This window comes from Pantoea sp. Sc1 (assembly GCF_000255315.1).
GTDB lineage: Bacteria > Pseudomonadota > Gammaproteobacteria > Enterobacterales > Enterobacteriaceae > Pantoea > Pantoea anthophila.
On record NZ_AJFP01000002.1, the window covers coordinates 1 to 22520 of the forward strand.

Annotated in this window: 26 protein-coding genes and 1 pseudogene; 12 read left to right on the forward strand and 15 right to left on the reverse strand. The window is 55.9% G+C overall.

Annotated features, from left to right (window positions below; translation table 11 throughout):
* On the forward strand, positions 1-222 hold a 222-nt coding region (locus tag S7A_RS20995; protein WP_141629838.1), incomplete at its 5' end, for a DUF2938 family protein.
* 156 nt (positions 223-378) lie between these two features.
* Here S7A_RS20995 and S7A_RS17800 read toward each other — a convergent pair.
* Entirely contained in the window at positions 379-1005 is a 627-nt protein-coding gene (locus tag S7A_RS17800; RefSeq protein ID WP_009092703.1) for a LysE family translocator, read from the reverse strand.
* Positions 1006-1442: 437 nt separating this feature from the next.
* Here S7A_RS17800 and S7A_RS17805 point away from each other — a divergent pair, with 437 nt between their 5' ends.
* Complete coding sequence (locus S7A_RS17805; RefSeq protein ID WP_009092704.1) at positions 1443-1922, forward strand: Lrp/AsnC family transcriptional regulator; 480 nt, start codon at positions 1443-1445, stop codon at positions 1920-1922.
* On the opposite strand, the gene S7A_RS17810 is transcribed toward S7A_RS17805, so the two are convergent.
* Positions 1923-2432, reverse strand: coding sequence for a GNAT family N-acetyltransferase (locus S7A_RS17810; RefSeq protein WP_009092705.1), 510 nt, complete (start codon positions 2430-2432; stop codon positions 1923-1925).
* A 298-nt stretch (positions 2433-2730) separates the two neighbouring features.
* On the opposite strand from S7A_RS17810, the gene S7A_RS17815 reads away from it, so the two are divergent.
* On the forward strand, positions 2731-3531 hold the full coding sequence (locus tag S7A_RS17815; RefSeq protein WP_009092706.1) for an SDR family oxidoreductase: 801 nt from the start codon (positions 2731-2733) through the stop codon (positions 3529-3531).
* Between the two features lie 184 nt (positions 3532-3715).
* On the forward strand, positions 3716-4201 hold the full coding sequence (locus tag S7A_RS17820) for a glutathione peroxidase (protein ID WP_009092707.1): 486 nt from the start codon (positions 3716-3718) through the stop codon (positions 4199-4201).
* Positions 4202-4271: 70 nt separating this feature from the next.
* On the opposite strand, the gene S7A_RS17825 is transcribed toward S7A_RS17820, so the two are convergent.
* Complete coding sequence (locus S7A_RS17825) at positions 4272-5141, reverse strand: LysR substrate-binding domain-containing protein (protein WP_033736728.1); 870 nt, start codon at positions 5139-5141, stop codon at positions 4272-4274.
* A gap of 160 nt (positions 5142-5301) precedes the next feature.
* Here S7A_RS17825 and bla point away from each other — a divergent pair.
* Positions 5302-6197: pseudogene (bla, locus tag S7A_RS17830) on the forward strand (class A beta-lactamase).
* Positions 6198-6274: 77 nt separating this feature from the next.
* Here bla and S7A_RS17835 read toward each other — a convergent pair.
* Entirely contained in the window at positions 6275-7003 is a 729-nt protein-coding gene (locus tag S7A_RS17835; protein ID WP_009092711.1) for an SDR family NAD(P)-dependent oxidoreductase, read from the reverse strand.
* Positions 7004-7101: 98 nt separating this feature from the next.
* On the opposite strand from S7A_RS17835, the gene S7A_RS17840 reads away from it, so the two are divergent.
* Positions 7102-7482: a helix-turn-helix domain-containing protein gene (locus tag S7A_RS17840; RefSeq protein ID WP_009092712.1), complete on the forward strand. Its 381-nt coding sequence runs from the start codon at positions 7102-7104 to the stop codon at positions 7480-7482.
* Between the two features lie 71 nt (positions 7483-7553).
* On the opposite strand, the gene S7A_RS17845 is transcribed toward S7A_RS17840, so the two are convergent.
* The gene (locus tag S7A_RS17845) at positions 7554-8801 is read right to left on the reverse strand and encodes a sensor domain-containing diguanylate cyclase (protein WP_009092713.1); all 1248 of its coding nucleotides are present in this window, start codon (positions 8799-8801) and stop codon (positions 7554-7556) included.
* A 393-nt stretch (positions 8802-9194) separates the two neighbouring features.
* Here S7A_RS17845 and S7A_RS17850 point away from each other — a divergent pair, with 393 nt between their 5' ends.
* Positions 9195-9968 carry a membrane protein gene (locus S7A_RS17850; RefSeq protein ID WP_009092714.1) on the forward strand — a complete coding sequence of 258 codons (774 nt, stop codon included), beginning with the start codon at positions 9195-9197 and terminating at the stop codon, positions 9966-9968.
* A gap of 100 nt (positions 9969-10068) precedes the next feature.
* Here the strand turns inward: S7A_RS17850 and S7A_RS17855 are convergent, their stop codons facing one another.
* Positions 10069-10380, reverse strand: a complete 312-nt coding sequence (locus S7A_RS17855; RefSeq protein WP_009092715.1) for a cupin — start codon at positions 10378-10380, stop codon at positions 10069-10071.
* Positions 10381-10658: 278 nt separating this feature from the next.
* On the opposite strand from S7A_RS17855, the gene S7A_RS17860 reads away from it, so the two are divergent.
* From S7A_RS17860 to S7A_RS17870, 3 genes are all read left to right on the forward strand, one after another.
* Positions 10659-11342, forward strand: coding sequence for a hypothetical protein (locus tag S7A_RS17860; protein WP_009092716.1), 684 nt, complete (start codon positions 10659-10661; stop codon positions 11340-11342).
* 26 nt (positions 11343-11368) lie between these two features.
* The gene (locus S7A_RS17865) at positions 11369-12046 is read left to right on the forward strand and encodes a dTMP kinase (RefSeq protein WP_369750603.1); all 678 of its coding nucleotides are present in this window, start codon (positions 11369-11371) and stop codon (positions 12044-12046) included.
* A gap of 156 nt (positions 12047-12202) precedes the next feature.
* Positions 12203-13516 carry an FAD-binding oxidoreductase gene (locus S7A_RS17870; protein WP_009092718.1) on the forward strand — a complete coding sequence of 438 codons (1314 nt, stop codon included), beginning with the start codon at positions 12203-12205 and terminating at the stop codon, positions 13514-13516.
* 59 nt (positions 13517-13575) lie between these two features.
* Here S7A_RS17870 and S7A_RS17875 read toward each other — a convergent pair whose 3' ends face one another.
* Positions 13576-13968, reverse strand: coding sequence for a RidA family protein (locus tag S7A_RS17875; protein ID WP_009092719.1), 393 nt, complete (start codon positions 13966-13968; stop codon positions 13576-13578).
* Positions 13969-14109: 141 nt separating this feature from the next.
* Here S7A_RS17875 and S7A_RS17880 point away from each other — a divergent pair, with 141 nt between their 5' ends.
* A complete protein-coding gene (locus S7A_RS17880; RefSeq protein WP_009092720.1) occupies positions 14110-14709 on the forward strand; it encodes a TetR/AcrR family transcriptional regulator in 600 nt (199 codons plus the stop codon).
* Between the two features lie 76 nt (positions 14710-14785).
* Here S7A_RS17880 and S7A_RS17885 read toward each other — a convergent pair whose 3' ends face one another.
* Positions 14786-15361 (reverse strand): TetR/AcrR family transcriptional regulator, encoded by a 576-nt coding sequence (locus S7A_RS17885; protein WP_009092721.1) that lies wholly within the window; start codon positions 15359-15361, stop codon positions 14786-14788.
* Positions 15362-15542: 181 nt separating this feature from the next.
* Between S7A_RS17885 and S7A_RS17890 the strand changes: the two genes are divergently transcribed.
* On the forward strand, positions 15543-16205 hold the full coding sequence (locus S7A_RS17890) for a glutathione S-transferase (RefSeq protein ID WP_009092722.1): 663 nt from the start codon (positions 15543-15545) through the stop codon (positions 16203-16205).
* Positions 16206-16340: 135 nt separating this feature from the next.
* On the opposite strand, the gene S7A_RS17895 is transcribed toward S7A_RS17890, so the two are convergent.
* The 7 genes from S7A_RS17895 to S7A_RS17925 form a co-directional block, all read right to left on the reverse strand.
* Positions 16341-17129: an ABC transporter ATP-binding protein gene (locus S7A_RS17895; protein WP_009092723.1), complete on the reverse strand. Its 789-nt coding sequence runs from the start codon at positions 17127-17129 to the stop codon at positions 16341-16343.
* Positions 17126-17812 carry an ABC transporter permease gene (locus S7A_RS17900; RefSeq protein ID WP_009092724.1) on the reverse strand — a complete coding sequence of 229 codons (687 nt, stop codon included), beginning with the start codon at positions 17810-17812 and terminating at the stop codon, positions 17126-17128. Before S7A_RS17900 ends, S7A_RS17895 begins: the two co-directional genes overlap by 4 nt.
* A 9-nt stretch (positions 17813-17821) precedes the next feature.
* Positions 17822-18547: an ABC transporter permease gene (locus S7A_RS17905; protein WP_009092725.1), complete on the reverse strand. Its 726-nt coding sequence runs from the start codon at positions 18545-18547 to the stop codon at positions 17822-17824.
* A gap of 6 nt (positions 18548-18553) precedes the next feature.
* The gene (locus S7A_RS17910) at positions 18554-19402 is read right to left on the reverse strand and encodes a transporter substrate-binding domain-containing protein (protein WP_009092726.1); all 849 of its coding nucleotides are present in this window, start codon (positions 19400-19402) and stop codon (positions 18554-18556) included.
* Positions 19403-19415: 13 nt separating this feature from the next.
* Complete coding sequence (locus tag S7A_RS17915) at positions 19416-20606, reverse strand: M20 family metallopeptidase (protein WP_009092727.1); 1191 nt, start codon at positions 20604-20606, stop codon at positions 19416-19418.
* 241 nt (positions 20607-20847) lie between these two features.
* Positions 20848-21744, reverse strand: coding sequence for an alpha/beta fold hydrolase (locus S7A_RS17920; RefSeq protein ID WP_009092728.1), 897 nt, complete (start codon positions 21742-21744; stop codon positions 20848-20850).
* A gap of 51 nt (positions 21745-21795) precedes the next feature.
* Complete coding sequence (locus S7A_RS17925; protein ID WP_009092729.1) at positions 21796-22410, reverse strand: TetR/AcrR family transcriptional regulator; 615 nt, start codon at positions 22408-22410, stop codon at positions 21796-21798.
* Positions 22411-22520: the final 110 nt, after the last annotated feature.

Sequence of the window (22520 nt, forward strand, 5' to 3'; positions counted from 1 at the left end):
GTTCCGGATGGATCGGCCTGGTTTCATGCCCCCTCATTCAGGACGGCTCTGCTGACTGGTCTGCTAACGCTATCCGCTCCCTTTATCGTGCTTCAGCCCGCGCTGGGTTTTGGCTTCGCGGCGTCGCGAACGCCCCGTCCCTGGCGAGCCCGACTGCTTAGCCTTCTTACGCATATAGCGTATGGATGCGGACTCTCAATCACAACCTTACTGACTTATTAGCGTCGGATGGAGGCTCTGCCTGAAACGCGCTGCATTTGATGCCACTGCATTCTCCTGACCGAAAACGGCGAGTGGCTCTTTAAGATTGCAGAAGAACAGAGCGCCCATTCATTCAACGATTCTCAGGGGAGCAGGTTCCGGATATATAACCGGAAGTTAAAGATTCTTTATTACCATTCCAGACGCAGCCAGTATCATAATGGATGCGGCCAGACGAAAAAGGCGTCGTTGCGCTTTTTCACTGGTGAGCAGATGGCGTATTCTGAGCGCGGCAAGAATAAAAACTGCGCCAACGCTTAAAAGGACCAATACGGTCACGGGCACCAGCATTCCTCCCCACATTTTTAATGACACATTATCCAGAGAAATGACAAGAGGCAGTATCGCCAGATAGAAAGCGATAGTTTTGGGATTCCCAAGCGTTATGGTCAGCCCTGAAAACCAGGCTGTTGCCAGTTCTTTGTTTGTCGTTTTCTGTGCAATATTTATCGCCTCCGGCTGACTGCACCAGAACTGCCATGACAGCAGACATAAATAGAGTGAAGCAGCATAGTTAATCAGGGTGAAGATAGTGTCATTAGTCTGCCCAATAACCCCCAGACCAAATATCGCCAGTGTTAAATAGATCAAATCCCCCAGAATAAGTCCTGCCAGCATAGCAAAAGCGGAAACAGCACCCCCACAGACACTACGTGCAACCAACGCCGTCATTCCGGGGCCGGGGATGGCAGCAGCCAGACCGAGAGCTGCAACATAAGAAATTACCTGAGCGATTCCAGACATCGTCATTCCTGTTTTTAATAGAAGAGAGAGGGACGGCGGATTAAAAGCGCCGCTAATTCATGTAGCAATAATCTTTAATGTTTTGGACACCACCAGAACGCTTCAGAGAAAATTAACGGAGCCAGGGAAATTAAAACTCTGACACCCGCTTTTAAATTGCATAGCGTAAAGCAGACTCTTATGCAGGTCATAATGAGAAGAGTCAGGTTTAAAACCCTCTTTTTTTGCCTTGAGCCAGAAAATAAATTCAGGTGATTGAGAAAGAGAAGAGTATGCATGACCTCTGAACAGGATCTTATCCTGCCTTATCTCTCCTGAACGGTGAATCAATTATGCCGTAAACAAAGAGGAAAGAGTCACCTATCTCATTTACCCGGCGCAGGTTTTCAGGTAGAAATAACCACTTATTGATTACATTAAGAAAGGAATTTCCCTAAATGGCACTCAGCCCGACAGATGTGAAGATTCTGGAAGTTCTGCAGAACGATGCGCGCGTCACCAATCAGGAACTGGCGGAGAAGATCAACGTTTCAGCTTCTCCCTGCTGGCGCAAAGTGCGCAGGCTTGAAGAAGATGAAGTGATCAAGGGTTACCGCGCTGTTCTGGATCGCAAAAAGATTGGTCTGGGCGTGATGGTTTTCATTCGGGTAGTCATTGACAGCCACAGTGAAGCGCAGGCCAGAAAGTTTGAAGAGGAAGTCACGGCGCTTGAGGACGTTGTGGCCTGTTATAGCATCGGTGGGGATGCCGACTTCCTTCTGCAGGTTGTCGCATCGGATCTGGATTCCTATGCCGATTTTGCCATGTCAGTGGTGCGCAGATTGCCGGGAATCAAAGAGATGCAGAGTATGTTTGTCCTTAAAGAGATCAAACCACTCGTTACTTATCCTGTAAATAAAGCGTCTGTGCAAGGATGACTACGATAGCACCTTAGCAAAGCATACCGCGTCTTCCCGGTTTATGTAGGGCCCATAATTTGCGATGCGGTTATATCCGCTGTTCTGATAAAAACGGACAGCCTTATGGTTCACAGCACGGGTTTCGAGCCAGATTTCCATATATCCCCTTCCCAGCGCCGACTCTTCGAGGAAAGTCAGTAATGCCCTGCCGATCCCGGCGTCACTGCGGTCTGAATACATTCTCTTCAGTTCGGCAACCGTCTCTGTAAGCGGTCGGATAGCGCCGCAGCCGACAGCCAGACCCTGATGATTTCTGGCCACCACCCAGAGCGCCCTCTCCTCATCCATAGCAGCCATTGCAAAGTGTCGCCTGCCATCATCGCCGGTTATCGCCGCGAGCTCGGCTGAAAGAGCATTTATCAGCCGTTGCGACTCCGGGGCGCAGGGATCGGCTTTTTCTACCCTAATCATGCCAGCCTCCGTTTTTCTTTTAACCGTCAGAATAAAACGAAACCCGGTCAGCGACATCCCCCTGGCACTCATGCACCGGATAAATAAGACTGGACCCGTCTCACAATGCCCGGATGAGGGCTCGTCGCGCATTCACGGCTAAGCCTCTACTTCGCATCTATAATTCAGTGATTCATCACCCTGCGCCCTTTTTAATCGTGGCAGCGAGAGGTCGCGGTTCCGCCTCACGCAGAGACTGGCGGCAAAAAACAGCTGAGTGCCCCAGCCTCTTACGGCGCAGCTCCCGCTGAGTGACGCACAGAACAGAACGGCCGGTCACAACATAAATTGACTCTTTACTGAATAAGGAAGCCTCATGAATCTATCTCTCAAAAATCAGGTTGCGCTGGTGACCGGTGCCAGTTCAGGCCTCGGCTATGCCTGTGCAGAAGCCCTCGCAAGGGAAGAGGCCGCTGTGGTCATTAACTATCACAGTCAGGCCGAGCCTGCCGAAGAGCTGGCAGAAAAAATCCGGGCCGGTGGCGGTCGTGCCATCGCGGTGAAAGGCGACGTGTCGAAAGAGGCAGATGTCGACAATCTCTTTGCGCAGACCCTTGCTGAGTTTGGCAGACTGGACATTCTGGTGGCTAACTCAGGCCTGCAGAAAGATGCCCCCTCAATCGATATGACACTGGAGGAGTGGAATACCGTTCTGGATGTAAACCTGACCGGGCAGTTTTTATGTGCGCGGGCTGCGCTGCGCCAGTTCCGCGATCAGGGACACAGTCCGGAGATCAGCAGAGCGGCAGGGAAGATTATTCATATGAGTTCGGTTCATCAGCTCATTCCCTGGGCCGGACACGTTAACTATGCCGCCTCCAAAGGCGGCGTAGACCTGCTGATGAAGACGCTGGCGCAGGAGGTGGGTGAGGCGCGTATCCGCGTTAACTCGGTTGCGCCTGGCGCTATCGCGACCGCCATTAATGAGGAGACCACTCAGGGTGAGGCGGGCAAAGCATTGTTAAAACTGATCCCCTATGGCCGCATCGGTGCGGCTGAAGATGTGGCGAGTGCGGTGGTCTGGCTTGCCAGCGATCTTTCCGATTACGTTCATGGCACGACGCTCTTTATAGATGGTGGCATGAGTCTTTATCCCGGATTCCGCGACAACGGCTGATTCCTCTGCCTCGCGCAGAGGATCAGGGCGGCAGGTCTTATCCGCCCCCCTGGCAGTGACCGGCGCCCGAAGCAGTGCATTCTCCGGGCGTTTGTCTCTGCGGTGACTGCCGCACAGCAGGTGATCCGCCCGCTGCGCCATGCGACAATCACGCCTTACACGGTTTTGTTCTGAGGTTTCCGACATGACGTCCTTTTATCAATTCACGGCCCCGCTTCTGAACGGTCAGATGGCCTCCATGGCAGACTACGCAGGCAGGACGGTGCTGGTGGTCAACACCGCCAGCCGTTGTGGGTTCACACCGCAGTATGCTGGCCTGGAAACCCTTTATCGCAGATATGCCTATCAGGGACTGGTGATACTGGGTTTCCCCTGCAATCAGTTCGGCAGGCAGGAGTCCGGCAGTGCTGACGATATCGCACAGACCTGCCACATCAATTACGGCGTAAGTTTCCCGATGTTCGGCAAAGTGGAGGTCAACGGAGCCGCGGCACACCCGCTGTTTCGTTATCTGAAAGAGGCGTTACCCGGCATTCCGGGTGGCCGAATCAAGTGGAACTTCACGAAATTCCTGATTGGATCCGACGGCACACCGCTAAAACGATTCGCCCCCATCACCGCCCCGGAGAAGATGGAGTCGGCCATTGTCGCTGCGCTGCCAGGGCGATGAGCGCGCCTTCTGAAGATCGAAGCCCGCCGACAGGTTTCTGCCCTGTTCTGAAGCGCCGCGATATCAGGCGCTAATGTCTGATAATGGTCTGAATAATCCACTCACGGAATATTTGCATCGACGGCGTCATTTTCCGGGCTCTTTGCCAGGTCAGCCAGTATCCGTCATTGCCGGAATAAATATCAAAAGGCCTGACGAGCAGTCCGCCTTTTATTTCCGGTTCAAACATGATTTCCGGTGCCAGCGCAACGCCCCCGGTAATCAATACGGCATCAATAATCAGACGCGATGAATCCAGAACAGGCCCGTTAATTCTGAAGGGGGGAATACCCGCCGCAGCAAACCAGTTCTCCCACTCTTCATGACGATAAGAGCGCAATAAATTTTCGCCCGTAATATCCTCAGGCCGGTTAAGTCTTTTCGCCGTATCTGGCCGGCATAATAGCGTCAGCGGAGCGTCAAACAACAGTTGATTATGTGATGCCGACCAGTTGCCAGAACCATATCTTATAGCAAAATCGACACCTTCTCCGGCGATGCTCACCACATTGTTATTGGTCTGAATACTCAGTTCGATAGCGGGATGGCGTTGCCGGAAATCGTCAATTTTCGGCAGAAGCCAGCCCAGTGCAAAAGTGCCGACACAGGAGAGCGTGAGCGCCTCCCTGACTTCTCCCCCCTCAAACTGACGATAGGCTTTCTCAATCCGATGAAAGGCATCAGAAATCTCAGAAAACAGCAATCGCGCCTCATCGGTCATTTCAAGACCACGCGAAAGCCTTCTGAATAATGTGATCCCTAACCTCTCTTCAAGCAGCCTGACCTGCTGGCTGACCGCCGCCTGCGAAACGAACAGTTCCATGCCTGCCCGGGTAAAGTTGAGGTGGCGGGCAGAGGATTCAAATGCACGCAGAGCGTTAAGCGGAATATCCCCTTTCACTATAGCCCCCAGAAAAAGTTATGACTGGCATCAATTTATACCGTTTTGACTCACCGGAAAACTGATTTATTTTGGAGCCCGTAATTAAGGGGAACGATATTCAGTCACGGCCTTGTGACAATTCAGATTTAATTAATTTTTGTATAGGGAACGTTTAATAATGAATAAATTTAAAAACCGCCTGGCCGGAATAGTGTTATTCGCCGCAGCAGGATGTTCAGCGTCAGCACATGCGGCTTTCGATCAGCAATCCCTGAACAATCAGTTTGAGAAACTTGAACGTCAATCCGGAGGCCGGCTCGGCCTGGCCGTCATTGATACGTCTGATAGTGCGCAATATTCCTGGCGCGGCAACGAAAGATTTCCACTATGCAGTACCAGTAAGGTGATGGCCGTTGCTGCGATATTAAAAAAGAGCGAAGGGTTAAAAAAAATAAAAATGCTGATACTTTACTTAATAAGAAAATTCATATAAGTCAGCACGATATGGTGAATTACAATCCTGTCACCATGAAGCATATCGGTTCGGCAATGAGCCTCGCGGAGCTGAGCGCGGCGGCCCTGCAATACAGCGATAACGCGGCGATGAACAAGCTGCTGGCGTATCTGGGCGGCCCGCAGCATGCCACGCAGTTTGCGCGAACCCTTGGTGATACGACGTTCCGGCTGGACAGAAATGAGCCAGGCCTCAACACCGCGATTCCGGGTGATCCTCGCGATACCACTACTCCTTCAGCGATGGCAGCGAGTCTTAACAAACTTGTTTTAGGTTCTGCGCTTAAAGACGATCAGAAAGCCACACTGACAGCCTGGATGAAGGGCAATACCACGGGGGCAGCCAGTATTAAAGCGGGCCTTCCGGCAGACTGGATAGTGGCCGATAAAACCGGCAGTGGCGACTACGGCACCACCAATGACATCGCCGTTATCTGGCCGAAAAATCATGCTCCCATCGTCCTGACCACCTACTTTACGCAGCACGATAAAAGCGCCGCCGCGCGTAAAGATGTGCTCGCCAGCGCAGCCAGAGTGATTGCGGACGCTGTCCAGCAATAAAGACGGACAGGTTCAGAGCTGTTCTGTGAGCAAAACCGGCCCTGGCCGGCCGGTTTACCGGTTTCAGCACAGGGCCGTCAGGCCGTCATGCCACCATCAATCACCAGTTCGCTGCCGCAGATGTAACGGCTTTCGTCCGAGACCAGGAACAGGGCCGCTGCAGCCACTTCATCCGGATCGCCCAGCCGCCCTGCCGGTATTCGCGCGCTCAGTGCCTGCCTTACCTCATCGCTGGCCTGGTCGAACATCGGCGTATCCGTCGGGCCCGGACTGAGTGTGTTGACCCTGATACCGCGCGGTGCCAGTTCGCTGTTCCAGGTACGGGCATAAGCGCGCACGGCGGCCTTACTGGCAGAATAGGTTCCATAACCCGGATTGGCGATTCCCCCCGCGATGGAACCGATCAGCAGAATGGCCCCTCCCTCCTCCATGAGCCTGACAGCATGCTGTACCGTCAGCACCATGGCACGAACGTTCAGGCCAAAAATAAGGTCAATATGTTCTGCTGAGGTCTCATCCAGGTTTGCCGGTACAGCCACACCTGAAGCATTAACCAGGATATCGAGGCGACCGGCTCTGGCCTGAATCGTCCCGAACAAACGTGCGAGATCGCTGGCATCCGTCAGGTCACCCGCTATCGCTTCAGCCTGACCGCCGGTAAGCGTAACCGCCTCTGCCAGCTGAGCTTCGCGTCGGGCGGTAATAAAAACCCGTGCGCCTTCCTGCACAAAACGGCGAGCGATGGCAAGACCGATACCGCTGCTGCCACCGGTCACCAGAACCACTTTTCCACTCAGTTTCATCATTGCCACTCCGTAAAGAGGTTGAACGCTGGATGATACATTTCGTATATTTAGTGTCAATTACGCACCTGATGTACACCAGATATCCTTGAGAAAACCGCATGGCCACCGATATCACCGCTCTGCTGGCAGAGATCAACAGTACCCGCCCGATCCTGGAACAGGTTGCCAACAAATGGTCGGTGTTAATCCTGACCGTGTTGTGCTCACAGCCGTCGCGATTTAATGCCATTAAGCGCAGGCTCGATCCCATTACCCACAAATCACTGACTGAGGCATTACGCCGTCTGGAGCGAAACGGACTGATAAGCCGGCACGTGATCGCCTCCTCACCTGTCGCGGTGGAGTATGCGATCACGCCTCTGGGCAGAACCCTGCAGGACCCGTTTGTCGCGCTGGTCAACTGGGCGAAGCAACATGGCGAAACCATGCAGCAGGCTCAGGAGGGGTATGATGAGCGTGAGCCGGGACAGCAGACGTGATCTTCAAGTGCGGGAGACAGGAGTGAGATGGCGCTAAGCGCAGCGGCTGACAGGATTCGTACAGCCAGCGATCAAAGGGCTGCCTGCTCAAAAAACTGATAGGAGCCATCGCGGCGGGCTTTAGCCTGATACATCGCTTTGTCGGCGCGCTCGAACAGCATTTTCGCCGTCGCCGTTCCGAAGCGGGCCAGGCTGATGCCAATCGCTGCACCGATGCGCACGTCCATGTTATCAATGACGAAGGGGGCCTCCAGACTGTCAATAATGCGCAGGGCGATGGCCGATGCCACCCCGCGATGACTGCACTTTGCGGCCACAATAAACTCATCGCCGCCCATCCGGGCCACCGAGTCGCCCGGGCGCATGCAGCGCTGCAGTCGTTCACCGACCTGCTGCAGTAAGGCATCCCCTGTCGCATGGCCCATAAGATCATTCACTGCCTTGAATCCATTGAGATCGATAAACATCACGGTGGTGAAAGCCGGGTCCTCTGTCTCCGCCAGCATTCGGCCAATCTGCTCGTTAATCCAGGCGCGATTAGGCAGCCCGGTTAGCGGGTCGCGGGTCGCCAGCTCTTCGAGATTGCGCATCCTTTCCTTATCACGCGTGATGTCACGCGAAACCAGCACGGCACCGATATTTTTGCCTGAAGAGGGATTGCTGACGCCACAGGCTTTAGTGCCCAGCGTGAGGTAGTGGCCGTCACGATGCCGTTTACGTACTTCAACCACATCCGGCAGCATTCCGCCGCTGAAGATATGTGCCAGCGCTGCCGAGGCAGATTCGCGATCGTCAGGATGCAGGAAATCGACCACCAACTGACCGACCACCTCTTCAGGTCTCCAGCCTATCATTTCGCTGTAGGAGGGCGAGATCGAGACGTATCTGCCATTCGCGTCACAATGGGCAATCAGATCGGTACTGTTCTCGATCAGCAGGCGATATTCCGCCGCCGTGCGGACCGCATCCTCCAGCGCTTTACGCTGCGCAGTCACATCCAGTATGAAGCCGTTGTACTTCTGGTGGGAGGTGCCAGGCAGACTGTCCGGCAGGCCGGAAACCACGACGCGGCGTGTTTCGCCGTCCAGACAGTGGATAGGCACTTCAAAGTAGAAAGGGGTCAGATATTCCAGCGCCGCGGTCAGCTGCAGCGCGATCTTTGCATCATCGTCAGCCTGCGCCAGTTCCAGCCAGGAACTCAGCGTCACCCCCTTCAGGGCAGGCATCAGGCCAGCCGGTGTTTCCTGACTGGCAACGCAGATACCCTGCGCGTCTGTAGACCAGACGGCTGTGAAAGAGGGTTTAATCATTAAGTTCATGGCGGCCGACTCCGATGTTGCTGACGATACTAAACAAGCTCAATACTCGTCGCTACAGACCTGATTATAACCGTAAATGTCCGTCTGACGCGGCAGGAGGCGACAGTCACTGGGTGAGCCTGAGGCGAAACCGGCCATCGCGCATGGCGGGCGCCCGGACCTGGCTGGCCGTTGTTTCTGAGGCCGCGATCCTTACAGGGATGTGCGCAGAACGTTTATGACAGGGTGCAGTCTCTGAGGTATCAGCTCCTGTTTATCGGCTCATCAGGCCGGAATCTTTAGCCCTGTCGCGTTAACTGCCCCACTTTCCGGCGCTTCATCTTTCCTTAAGAATACTCTTATAACATCCCTGCTCTGTTAGCTCATATTGGGCTTTTTCCGGAGCGTGACCCTATGCAAAATAACAACACAGCATCGCTTTCTCTGAGTAAAGTGCCTGCGGTAACCGCGGCATTCTGGTTAACCAAAATCGCGGCGACAACCCTGGGTGAAACCGGCGGCGATGCGGTAACTATGTCAATGAATCTGGGATATCTGACCGGTACGCTGATTTTCGCCATTATCTTTCTGGTCGCGGTGGTGGTGCAGATTAACCGTCCCGGTTTCAATAAATGGATTTACTGGTTCACCGTGGTGGCAACCACCACGGTGGGCACCACGCTGGCAGATTTTGCCGACCGCTCCCTGAATATTGGCTATCCGGGTGGCACTCTGCTGTTGATCACGCTGCTGACCCTCTCTCTGTTTCTCTGGAAAATGACCTGCGGCACGGTGGCGGTCAGTTCGGTGAACAATGGCGTCACTGAGACCTTCTACTGGGTGACCATCATGTTTTCCCAGACGCTGGGCACGGCATTAGGTGACTGGGCGGCAGACAGTGAAGGGCTGGGTTACGATGGCGGTATCCTGCTGTTTGCGGGTGCGCTGGCGGTAATCTGGGCGGCGAGTCGCTTTACCTCGCTTTCTAGCACTGCGCTGTTCTGGGCGGCCTTTATCCTCACGCGGCCTCTGGGTGCAGTGGTGGGCGATTTTCTGGATAAACCGCTTGCCTCGGGCGGGCTCGCGCTGAGTCGCTACGGTGCCTCGCTGACGCTGGGCCTGATCATCATCGCGTTGCTGGTGCTGCTGCCACAGCGCCCGGCTGCGAAAACCGCCACCGCGCATTAACCGCGCGACCGGGAAAACGGGCACACGCCTGCTTCAGTCCCTGGCAGAGCCGCCTGCACCGGCGGCTTCTTTAGCTGGTTGACAGGGATGACGCCCCCACTTAAACCGATCCCTCTTTCTCGATGACCAGCACGCGGGCAACGCCCTGGGGACGCGCGATATGCTCTGTTCCTTCACTGGCATAGAAAATATCGCCTGTATTCAGAACCCTGCTTTTAATCTCACCCTGTTCTTTATATTGCATTTCAACACACCCATCCATCACCGCAAAAACCTCCTGCCCATCGTTGATGTGCCACTTATAGGGCCGATCGGTCCAGTGAAGTTTCACGCTGGTATTGCCGAAGCTCGCGATGTGCTGAGCGTCCCAGGCCTTCAAACCGGTAAATTCTGTGCTGCGGTAAAAATTCATTTTATCTCCGGTAACAGACATACGTTTTCGTCATCGGCCTCATGAATAGCAGAGCAACAACATGGATTCCAGACTCATGCCCGCGCTTGTCCCGATCTGTCCCGATGTTGTCCGGTTAAGGCGGTATCAGGAGATCCGGTAGTCCCGATAAAGCCCGGTAAGTAGTGAGGTTTACCGCTTCCGGAATGATCACTGAATGAATCGCCTGGCCCGAACGCGATGGCAGGGATAATATTGACGTTGCGTCTCTGTTTCCCCCGACTGTCAGAAGGAGTGTCATGAATTCAGCAACCCTGCAAAACCTCTATCACGCTGCCAGTGAGAAAACGCTCGCGATGTGGGCGAAAAACGCGGGGATTGGGGAGATTAAGAAAGAGAGCTATTACGACCCGGTGAAGCTGGCCCTGGCAACCGGCATTCAGCCCGCCGTTCCCCCCGCGGTTTCACGGCTGCTGGATGAACTGAAACAGCTTACCAGGGATGACCCTCTGGCCGATACCTTGCCGGAGCAGGGTCTGCACTTTACCTTTTTACCTCTGACCCTGCCGCTCTATATTGAGCACGCACCTTTGCCGGAAAAAATGGCTGAACTCAGGGCGCTCTGGTCCGGTTTTCACGCGCAAAACATTGTTATCAGAGATCTTCGTTTAGTCGCGTTGCCGGGACAGCTGTTGCTGGCGGGCATCCCCGACGCGCCGGCAACAGACCTGCGTCACGCCTTCTGTGAAGAGGTTCTCAACTCCCGCTGGAAAGAAGAGTTGCTGATGCGTCACACCGGCAGCGCCCTGCCGGCCCCCTTCTGGCACTCGACCCTGCTGCGCTACGGCGCGGCTTATTTACCCGCGCCGCTGCGGCAGTTCTTTCTGGCCCGCCAGACCCTCGATTACGGGAAGGTGGAAGGCGAACTGATGCTGGCAGAGGTCAACTACAACTGGACAACCTGTTATCCTTTGCAGGATTAATCGCGCGATCATAATCAGCTCATTCAATCAGGAAAGAAGATGTCTCTGGCAAAGAAAGATTTCACCCACATCCCCTCTCATCCGTCAGTCAGACCATGAATCGTCAACTGTTTGTTTCTCTGGATGGCCCCAAAGGTGCCGGTAAAACGACCCTGCTGGAAGCGATCACGGCACGGTTAAGGGCAGACAACCGAAAGGTGGTCCGGCTTTGCGAGAAAAAAAGCGATCCTGACAGAGCGCAGACCATGGCGCTGGTTAACCGGCTCGCCAGAGATCCCTCTGTGGATCTGGAACGGGAAGTTTGTGAGCGCTTAGCGGCCAGCCGGGCGTGGATTTCCCGCAACGTGCTGACCCGCCAGCCGCCCGACAGCATTATCCTGATGGATCGCTGGTATCCCTCCGACGCGGCCTTTCGCCGGCGGATCCCGTTTGCAGAGATTTTGCAGATGAACCACGCGCAGGACGTGCGCATACCGGACCTGCATGTCGGCGTGGTCACCGCGCCTGAGATTTCATGGTCACGGGCCGCAGCACGCTCCCGGGGGCTGGGAAGCACGGTCCTTCACAGGCTGGAAGAGCATGCCGAATGCACGCGGGCGTTCGAGCGTGAAATTGCCCGCACCGGCTGGGTTTTATGCCGTAATGAAGGCACGCTGGATGAAGCCGCCATGCAGGTCACGGCTGAGATAATCCGGGTGATTTAATCTGAAATCCTTATCGCCTGCTGGCAAGGCGGTAAAGAGAATAGCGACCTCTGCCCGCGAAATTTGTCTGAAATCAATCTTCGTCAGGTTACCGCTGGCACTGCGATCCTGCTTTCCCTTATAAAATTCCTTTATTTTTCTATAGGGCACAGGGAATTGCGCTACGCATCACTACCTTTTAATCATAATGAACCGGGCTGGCCTGCGGGCGGGCACGCTTATGCGCCGCAGCCGGGTCTGCGAGGCGATATTAAAGCAGACTGGGTTATCGTCGGCGCGGGGTTCGCCGGTGTCGCTTTTGCGCGCCGCCTGGCAGAAATTAAACCCGAGCTGAAAATCGTTATCGTCGATGCCTTTACCACAAGGGAGAGCGCATCGGCGCGCAACTCAGGGTTTGTTATCGGACTGCCCCACAATATTGGCAGCTCCACGGCGGAGTTAAAAAAGGCGCATGCTTACCGGAATCTGCTCCAGGAAGGCATCCGGCAGCTGGAGCAGGTGATTTCGCAGCATAACCTTCAGTGCGACTGGGAGAAGGTGGGGAAATATCACTGTCAGGCGGAACGGGGCAACGATCGTATTTTAAATGAATACAGCCGCCATCTCGATCTCATGGATGAACCCTGGACGCTGGCTTACAGCGATGAGTTGTACCATAAACTCGGTACCCGCTTTTACAGCAAAGGGATCTTCACGCCGGGCTGTGTGCTGGTTAATCCGGCGCAGCTGATCGCCGGCCTGCACCATCATTTACCGGAAAATGTTCAGCGCTTCGAAAATACACCCGTACTGGGGATTCGTACCGGCAGTCTGGCGGAGGTGGTGACCCCTTTTGGCACAATCAGAACAGCTCAGCTCATGCTGGCGACCAACGCGTTATCGCCAGAACTGCGCCCTGGCCTGGTCCGTCAGGCCGCTATGGCCACCTTCGCCAGCATCACCGAACCGCTGACAGACGCGCAACTGGCGACGCTGCCCCCGATGCAGAGCTGGGGCGTCACGCCGGTGAATGCCATTGCCGGTGCCACCTTTCGTTTCACCTCCGACCGCCGTTTTCTGATTCGCCAGCATGTTATTCCCGCGCTTCGGGGACAGGTCACTGCGGCACAAACCCATCAGGCGACGCAACACCATCAGCGCCTGTTCAGCAAACTCTATCCCACCCTGAACAGCGTGAAGATCACTCACACCTGGTCCGGCACCCTGAGCGTGACACGCAACGGCGCGCCGCAATGGGGGGTGCTGAACAGATTTATCTGCACGGCGGGCGGCTGTAACGGCGCGGGCGTATCGAAACAGACCGTGGCGGGCTCGCTGCTGGCTGACTTCATGCTGAAGCAGGATAACCCGCACCTTGCGGATATGCTGTCGCTGGGCCAGGCCAGTTTCATGCCGCCCTCGCCCGTGCTGGATATCGGCATTGCCCTTACGCTGATGAAAGAGCGTTTCCTGGGACGTAAAGAGAACTGATCACAGCCCCGCTGAACGCCAGTGTCGCTGGCAGAGGATGGTGTGACGAGAACTTTCCGTTATCGGGGAATGCGGGCAATGACCTTGATCTCAAAATCGAACCCCGCCAGCCAGGTCACGCCGACAGCGGTCCAGTTGGGATAAGGCGGTTGCGGAAAGATGGACGCTTTGACCTGCATGATCGTCGCAAACTGATTTTCAGGATCGGTGTGAAATGTGGTGACGTCGATCAAATCATCAAAGGTGCATCCTGCCGCCGCCAGCGTCGCCGCCAGATTGTCAAATGCGAGGGCGACCTGGGCCGCGAAATCAGGTTCCGGCGTGCCGTCAGCCCGGCTGCCGACCTGGCCGGAGACAAACAACAGATCGCCTGAGCGGATTGCCGCGGAATAGCCATGCTGCTGATAAAGTGCGTGCCGGTGAGCGGGAAAAATGGGTTCGCGCGTGATCATCGTGTTTCCTCGGGTTACGGAATGAATGCAGGATGCGGCATAAACCGGAATGATTTAATATACGCCGCGTATGTCACATTAATAATACATACGCGCCGTATGTCAAATAATATACGCGGCGTATGTGAGCTGGAGGAGTTTATGGCAGCCAGTCGCGCTGAAACGATGGAAGCAAACCGTGCAAAATTGATCGCAGCAGCACGCAAAGCCTTTGCTGAAAAGGGCTTTGCCGGGGCCTCAATGGATGAACTGACGGCGAGCGTCGGGCTGACGCGCGGCGCGCTTTATCACAATTTTGGCGACAAAACAGGGCTGCTGGCAGCGGTGGTGGCGCAGGTCGATGGGGAAATGGCGCAGCGGGCTCAGGCGGCGGCCGCTTCGGTAACGGATGAGTGGGAAAGGCTGATCGCTGAAGGGATCGCCTACATTCGTCTGGCGATGGATGCCGAAGTCCAGCGCATCGTGTTGCGGGATGGCCCGGCTTTCCTGGGCGATCCTGCGCAGTGGCCCAGCCAGAACAGCTGCCTGGCGGCCACACGGGAACGTCTCGTCAGGCTGATTGAAAGCGGTGCGGTTAAACCGGTCGATGCCGACGCCGCCGCACATCTGCTTAACAGCAGTGCCCTCAATGCTGCACTCTGGGTTGCAGCCAGCAGCAACCCGGAAAAGGCGCTGCCAGAGATGCTTGAAGCCTTCACGCTACTGGCAGGCGGCCTGCGTCATCAGGCGGTTGAGACCTGAGCCGTTATCCATCGTGACGCGAATCCTGTTCAGCGGCTGCCGCCCGCCGCTGAACAACGCGTTCCGGCGGGGATATTCAGGCTTGCGTCGGCTGCGGAATCAGGCCGCTCTCCTCATAGGTCGCCATCAGATGATCGAACAGGGTAATATCCTGCCGCGTGCGGGCAATTAACTGCGCACCGGCAACCGCGGTATAGATGGCCAGCGCACGCTGCGCGTTTTTTTGTGCGTCATCGGGCGTCATTTCATTCAGCACCTGATGCAACCATGCCACGTTCGCGTCGACGAAACACTGCACCTCACGCTTCACTTCTTCAGGCAAATCATCATATTCGGCCGCCATGAAGCTGGATAAACAGAGCCTGTTGGCGTCAGCCAGAGAACGCCGGAAAATTTGCGGATAGTGCTTCAGGGCTTCAGCGGGAGAGGCACTTTGCTCCCGGATGGTCTGTAACGCCTGTGCAGTATCCTGCCAGTAGCGATTTGCCACAGCCGCGCCAAGGTCTGCCTTACTGGCGAAGTGATAATAGATACTGGCATTTTTGATGCCGACTTCGTCAGCAATAGTGCGGAAATTTATCCCGTTGTAACCATGATTCTGGGCAGCACGCTTTGCGGCTGCCAGGATGGCCTCACGCGCATTCAAGCTCATAACGCTGTTTTCCTCTGAAACGTGAGGAGGAAGTATAGGGAAAAAATTTTTACCTGCCAACTGGTAGACAGATGTTGACAGGCTAACTTTCCCTGGCCACAATCTACCTACCATTTGACAGGTAGGTAAATAAATCATGACTTCTTCAGACGCTGTATCACACGTTTCAACTCAACCTTCGATGAAAATCTACGACTGGTATGACGGCCCCTATCCTGCCCGGGTCAGAATAGCCCTGGCGGAAAAAGGTCTGCTTTCTCAGGTCGAATTTATTCCGGTCAATCTCTGGAAAGGGGAACATAAAAAGGCGGATTTTCTAGCCATCAACTACTCAGGCACACTGCCGGTGTTAGAACTGAGTGATGGGACGCTGATCGCGGAATGTACGGCAATCACGCAATATCTGGATCGGCAGGATCAGCATTCCCTTCTGACGGGTGTGACCCCGCTGGAACAGGGGGTGATTCATATGATGACTAAACGGGCCGAGATTGAATTTCTGGATGCGGTAAGCGTCTATTTCCATCATGCCACGGCAGGTCTGGGACCCGAGGTTGAGCTTTATCAGAATCCGGAATGGGGTGCGAAGATGGGCGAAAAAGCGCTCAGGGGCATGCACTACTTTGACCGCGTTTTACGCTCACAGCCCTATGTGGCGGGCAACACCTTCTCAATGGCGGATATCGCCGTCACCGGTGGAATGATATTCGCCGCCCTGGTGAATCTGGCTATTCCGGAGGAGTGTGAGGCGCTGAAAGCGTGGTACCTGAAGATCCAGCAGCGTCCCAGCTATCAGCAGTGGCAGGCCATGGTAGACGCAGGCCGTCCCGGCGCAGAAGCGTAGCCCCGGGTCAGATCGTGGCGGGAGCGGTTTTTCTGAATGAAACCTTCCCGTTCGCTGCTGTAACAATCCCCGGTTTTCGCCCGGGGATTGCTGACATTCTTAATGTGTCGTTCGCGCTGCGCGGCCCTGCCTGATTCAGCCTGCCTGGCCGGTATTACGCTCAAAGTGACTGTTCACAAAGGCGCGGCAGCGTGGCGAAATGGGATCGAGGAACACCTGTTCCGGCGAACCTGACTCCTCGATGATCCCCTGATGCAGAAACACCGCCTTGTTCGACACGTCTCGCGCAAAACCCATCTCATGCGTGACGATAATCATGGTGCGCCCCTCTTCCGCCAGGCCGCGGATCACCCGCAGGACTTCGCCCACCAGCTCCGGATCCAGTGCCGAGGTCGGCTCATCGAACAGAATCGCTTTCGGCTGCTGCGCCAGCGCCCGCGCAATGGCCACACGCTGCTGCTGTCCGCCGGAGAGCTGAGAGGGCCAGGCGTCGCGCTTTGCATACAGCCCAACCTTGTGCAGCAGCGCTTCCGCCTCTTCGACAGCCTCGCTGTGACTGCGCTTCTGCACATGAACCGGGGCTTCAATAATGTTCTGCATCACGGTTTTATGCGGCCACAGATTAAAGCTCTGAAACACAAAGCCGAGCTGCATGCGCATCAGCTTAATGCGCCGACGCTGCTCCCGGTTCAGTTTTTCATCGGCGTTATCCAGCGTGACGCTGACTTCGCCTACCGCTATCTCACCGGCCTGAGGCACTTCAAGAAACGGGATGCAGCGCAACAGCGTACTTTTGCCCGATCCACTGGCTCCAATCAGCGAAATCACGTCGCCATCCTGGGCAGTCAGACTGATGTCGTGCAGCACTTCGTGTCCCGCATAACTCTTTCTGAGATGGCTCAGCATAATCGTGGGGGCCGTCATGAGCGTGCTCCAAAGTAGTAAGGTGACAGGCGTCGTTCCAGCATTGATACGCCTTTGCTGACCAGCATGGTCAGTACCAGGTAGATCACCGCCGCGCTCAGGAATACCTCCAGCGCCCGGAACGTGGAAGAGACGATGGAATCCGCAATGCCGGTCATCTCCATCAGGCTGATGGTGCTGACCAGCGAGGTCGCTTTGATCATAGAGATGATTTCATTGCTGTAAGCCGGAAGCGCCTGACGGATCGCAATCGGCAGGGTGATGCGGGTAAAGATTTTGTACGACGACATGCCCGACACCCTGGCAGCTTCCAGTGACTGCGAGCTGACAGCCCGCAACCCGCCGCGCAGGATCTCCGAGGTATAGGCGGCATCATTGAGGATCAGCGCCAGCAAGCCGCACCAGTAAGGATCGCGCAGCAGCGGCCAGAACAGGCTCTCCCGCACCGCCGGTAAACTGCCGAGTCCGTAGTAGACCATAAAGATCTGGATCAGCAACGGCGTGCCGCGAAACAGCCAGACATAAAAGCGGCAGAACAGGCTGCCGACTCGCGTCATGCGCAGCAGGTTAAGCAGCAGCGCCAGTACGCCCCCTCCCAGCAGCGACAGCAGCGCCAGGTTAATGGTCAGCGGCAATCCCTTCAGCAGCGCCAGCAGCGTCTGCTGTAAAAAGTTGATATCCACGTGGACTCCCTAGCTTTTCACGCGCTGTTGACCGCGCATCGCAAATTTCTCCACGTAGCGGAACACCATATCGGAGCAGGTGGTGATGATCAGATAGATCACGGCACCCACGCTGTAGAAGAAAAAGGACATCTGGGTCGAGTTGGCCGCTGTTGAGACCTGATTCATGGTTTCAACCAGTCCGGTCACCGACACCAGCGCCGACTCTTTGATCACCGATTGCCACTGGTTGCCCATACCGGGTAGCGCCGTGCGCAGCGCCTGCGGGACGATAATGCGACGGAACATCATCAGTCGCCCCATCCCGGTGACGGTCGCTGCTTCCAGCGTTCCACCCGGAATAGCGTAGAAGGCCCCCCGGAATACGCCGCTCTGATAGGCACCCGAGATCAGCCCGATGGCAATCGCTCCCGCCACGAAACCGTTCACATCGAACGGCCCCTGCAGGCCCAGCGCGGTGCCGACGGCGGAAACCACCTGGCGTCCGCCGAAGTAGAACAGATAGATCACCAGCAGTTCCGGCACGCCACGAAACAGCGTGATGTAACCGGCTGCCAGCCGCTGCTGCCAGCGCGCGCCGGCGATCTGCATCCAGCAGAGGACGCTGCCGAGCAGCGCACCCAGCAGCCAGGCGCAGAGTGAAACGCTGACGGTGACGGCGGCAGCGTTAAGCAGCACGCCGCCCCAGCCCTCGTCCCCAAAACCCAGCATCTGCCAGTCAATATTCATCAGCATCCGCGGTTACGCTTTTGGCGCGACGTCTTCGCCAAACCATTTGATCGACAGTTTGCTCAGCGTGCCATCTTTGATCATCGACTCCAGCGCCTGATTCAGCACCTGCTGCAGCTCGCTGTTGCCTTTGCGCAGGCCAATCGCCGAGCCCGCGCCCAGTACGCCACCCGAGAAGCCGTAGCCGCTGCTGCTGATCGCATCCGCATGCTTTTTCACAAAGGCGTTGAGGTTGGTGCGGGACGCCATTACCGCGTCAACGCGCCCGTTCATCAGGTCAGCAAAGGTTTCAGGGCCCGCCTGATAGGTCCGGATGGTGGCCACATCGCCGAGGTATTTCTGCAGGAAATCGGCCTGAATGGTGGCGACCTGTACCGCGATGGTTTTGCCTTTGAAGGTGGTTTTCAGATCGTCGATCGCTTTTTTCATGCCCGCGTCATCATCGGCCGTGACCACCGTGCCACTGCCTGGCAGCGTGGCCAGCGGGCTGTTTTTAGCGGTGACAAAGCTGGAGACGCTGACGGTGTACTGATGGGTGAAGTCAATCGCCTCAGCCCGTTTCGGCGTCACGGTCACCGCATCGACCACCGCATCATATTTGCCGTCGATCAGGCCCGGGATCATGCCTGACCATTTCTGCGCAATGATTTCATATTTGAAACCTGCCCGCTTAGCCAGCTCCGCCACCATATCGGGCTCATAGCCGACGATTTTTCCGCTCGGGGTGGTCTGATTGAACGGCGGATAAGCCGCTTCGGTAGCAAACTTCAGGGTGCCAAAATCTTTTGCCTGGCTGAATGCAGACGTGGCAAGCAGGGCCACGGTCAGAGAAGCCGTGAACAGACGGTTACGCATCATCATAAAACCTCATTTATTATTCGGAGAGTAAATCAATGGCAAGGCGGGTCAGCGCCTGCGTCCCGGCGGCAATACTGCGTTCATCCGGCTGATAGTCGGAGTTATGCAGGTGATCGTCACGGCCCGGGGTTGCCGATCCGATATGGATCTGACATCCCGGTACCCGTTCCGTAAACAGTGAAAAATCTTCGGCGCCAAAGCTGGCGCTCGGCTGAGCGATGATGGCTTTACCGAACTGATGAGACAAAATCTCTTCCAGGGCGTCAATCAGGCGATCGTCATTCATCAGGGGCGGAACACCCCGCTGGAAATTCACCTCAACCCGCACATTCTGCGCCAGCGCCACGCCTTCACACATCCGTTTAAACGAGGCTTCCATCGCAGCACGCACCTCGGGAGATTTGGTCCGGATGGTGCCCTGGAACAGGCAGCTGTCAGGAATGATGTTGTGGGTAGTGCCGCCCTCAATGTGTCCGATGGTTAACACCGCAGAGTGCGCCGGATCGCGTTCACGCGAAATGATGCTCTGTAACTGGCTGATGAGATGCACGGTGGCGATGATCGGATCGGTGCCCATGTGCGGACGCGCCGCGTGGGTCGAAACGCCCTGCACCGTAACATCAAACTCGTCACTGGAGGCGGTGCTGGCGCCGCGGGTCAGCGCAATCTCACCCGCGGTCAGTTCAGGCTTGTTATGCAGGGTTATCGCCCAGTCGACGCCGTCTGCCGCGCCATCGGCGATCATCGCTGCGGCACCGCTCTCAGGCGTCTCTTCTGCGGGCTGGAAGATCAGCCGGACGCGGCCTTTCAGTTGCTGTCGATAGTGCGGCAGGAGTGTGGCCACACCCAGCATCGTCGCGGTGTGAATATCGTGACCACAGGCGTGCATCCTGCCGGGATAGCGGCTGGCAAACGGCAGACCCGTCTGCTCATGGATGGGCAGCGCATCCATGTCGGCGCGCAACAGCAGCGTCTTTCCAGGCTCTGCACCCACAATATCCACAACAACGCCGCTGCGGCCGACGCCGGTTTGCGGGTCCAGACCCTGAGCCCGCAGGTAGTCGGTCACCACCTGGGCAGTGCGCAGCGTATCAAATCCTAATTCCGGATGCGCATGGATATCACGGCGAATCGCAATCAACTGCGATTCAAGTTCATTGACTCTGGCTTTTATTTCCCCGGCCAGTCGTGCTTTTTCCTGATTCATAGCCGCCCCGGCAATAGCAGACCGGCATGCCTATGCCGGTCCTTATTTTTATTTCATCCTGATACAGGATGGTGATGACCGTTTATTTATTCACAGCACGTGACAGAAAGCAACGCGTAATGCGCCTTCAGGAATTAATATAAATCAATAAGATAGAACTATTTATTGGAAAGCCGTATGAGAGAGTCATGGATAAGTAATAATATTAATAATCCACTTCGCAACATTACTTTCCCTGATGTTAATTTATCCGTTCCGGCTTATCCGGATGCCGCATAAAAAAGAGTGAGAGTATTTCCGCTAATTTCTCCGGCTGTTCGTCCGGAATAAAGTGGCCACAGTTGAGAATATTTTCACTGTACACCTGCTGCGCCACCGCGCGTAACGGTGTGGCCATATCCGGTATCGACCCCTGATCGGCACTGACTGCCAGCAGCGGTATCTCCAGTTTCCCTTTTAGCGCGCGCTGGCGATTCTGCTCTGCAGAGCGCTCAAACGAACGGTAGAAAGCGAGTCCGGCGCGCAGCGCGCCGGGCTGCTGAAAGATGCGCAGATATTCACGACGCGCCGCCGCATTAATATGATGCGGATTCGCGGCCTTACGGTTAAAAAACCACTCCAGGTAGATCGCCTCTCTGCCCGCAATCAGCGCTTCCGGCAGATCATTCAGGCCATGAAAGGCGAAGTGCCAGATTTTAGCGGCGTTTTCACCCGTGACAGGGAGTGAATCCGGCAGGGTAACACCGGGTATGCCGCCATCCAGCAGTGCAAGAGAGCTCACCCTTTCCCTGAAGCCCGCGGCCAGCGCCCACGCGACCCAGGCACCAATATCATGCCCGACCAGATGAAAGCGTTGGATACCCAGCTGATCCAGCAGCGCCACGATATGCTGCGCCACGCTGTCGGTGTCATAGCCATCGGGCGGAAAGTCTGAATCCCCCTGGCCAGGCAGGTCAGGTGCAATCACCTGAAAACGGCTCGCCAGACGGGGGATCACCTCCCGCCAGGCGAAGCTGCTCTGCGGAAATCCGGCGAGCAGCACCACGGTTTCTGCCTGCGCATGGCCTGCGCTAAGGTAGTGCAGCCGCTGTGAATCTGTCCGGACAAAATGGTGCTGATAGGGAGCAAAAGCGTGCATAAAACCTCCTGATAATAAGGAAACGATCATTTCCTTAATGAGCAAAAAAATTCAGTCGACGATTTTCAGCGCCAGCGGAATGATGCTGGCATCGGGCCGGGTGGCCGCCACTTTGCCCGCCACCCGCATGCCCAGCACCAGACAGAGCAGCAGTGAGGCGGTGGAGTCACACTCCAGTGACGGGTTGACTGAGCCATCCTGCTGACCCAGACGGATAAGCTGCTGCAGATTTTGCTGATTGCGCAGCAGGGCGGCGCTGACCGCATCAGCCAGCTCCTCATCCAGGGTGTGCAGCTCAACGGCACTGACCGCGACCAGACAGCCGCGTTCACCTTCAACGTCGCGCACGGAATCAACATAAAAACGCAGCAGCGCCGCCAGCTTCTCCCGGCCCGTTTCACATTCGGCCAGCCGCGCGGCCAGACTGCTGTTGCGCAGTGAGAGATAGCGGGCAAAGACGGTTGCAAACAGCGTGCGCTTGTCGGTAAAGGCCTTATAGATGCTGCCGGTGGTCAGCTGCATCGCCTGCCCGAGATCGCCGACTGATGTCGCGTGATACCCCTTCTGCCGGAACAGCAGCATCGCCCTGTCCAGTGCGGCATCCGTATCGAATGCCCGGGGTCGTCCCCGCTCGTGATGGGTGTTGTTATTCATCGTCGATTCCATTAGGAAATGATCATTTCCTTTAAGATAGCCGTTTTAACCTGGCGGGCAAAGCTTTTTTAACACCCTTTCTCATCCGCCTGTGGAGGGCCTCTCACCCCTGACCTGACGCA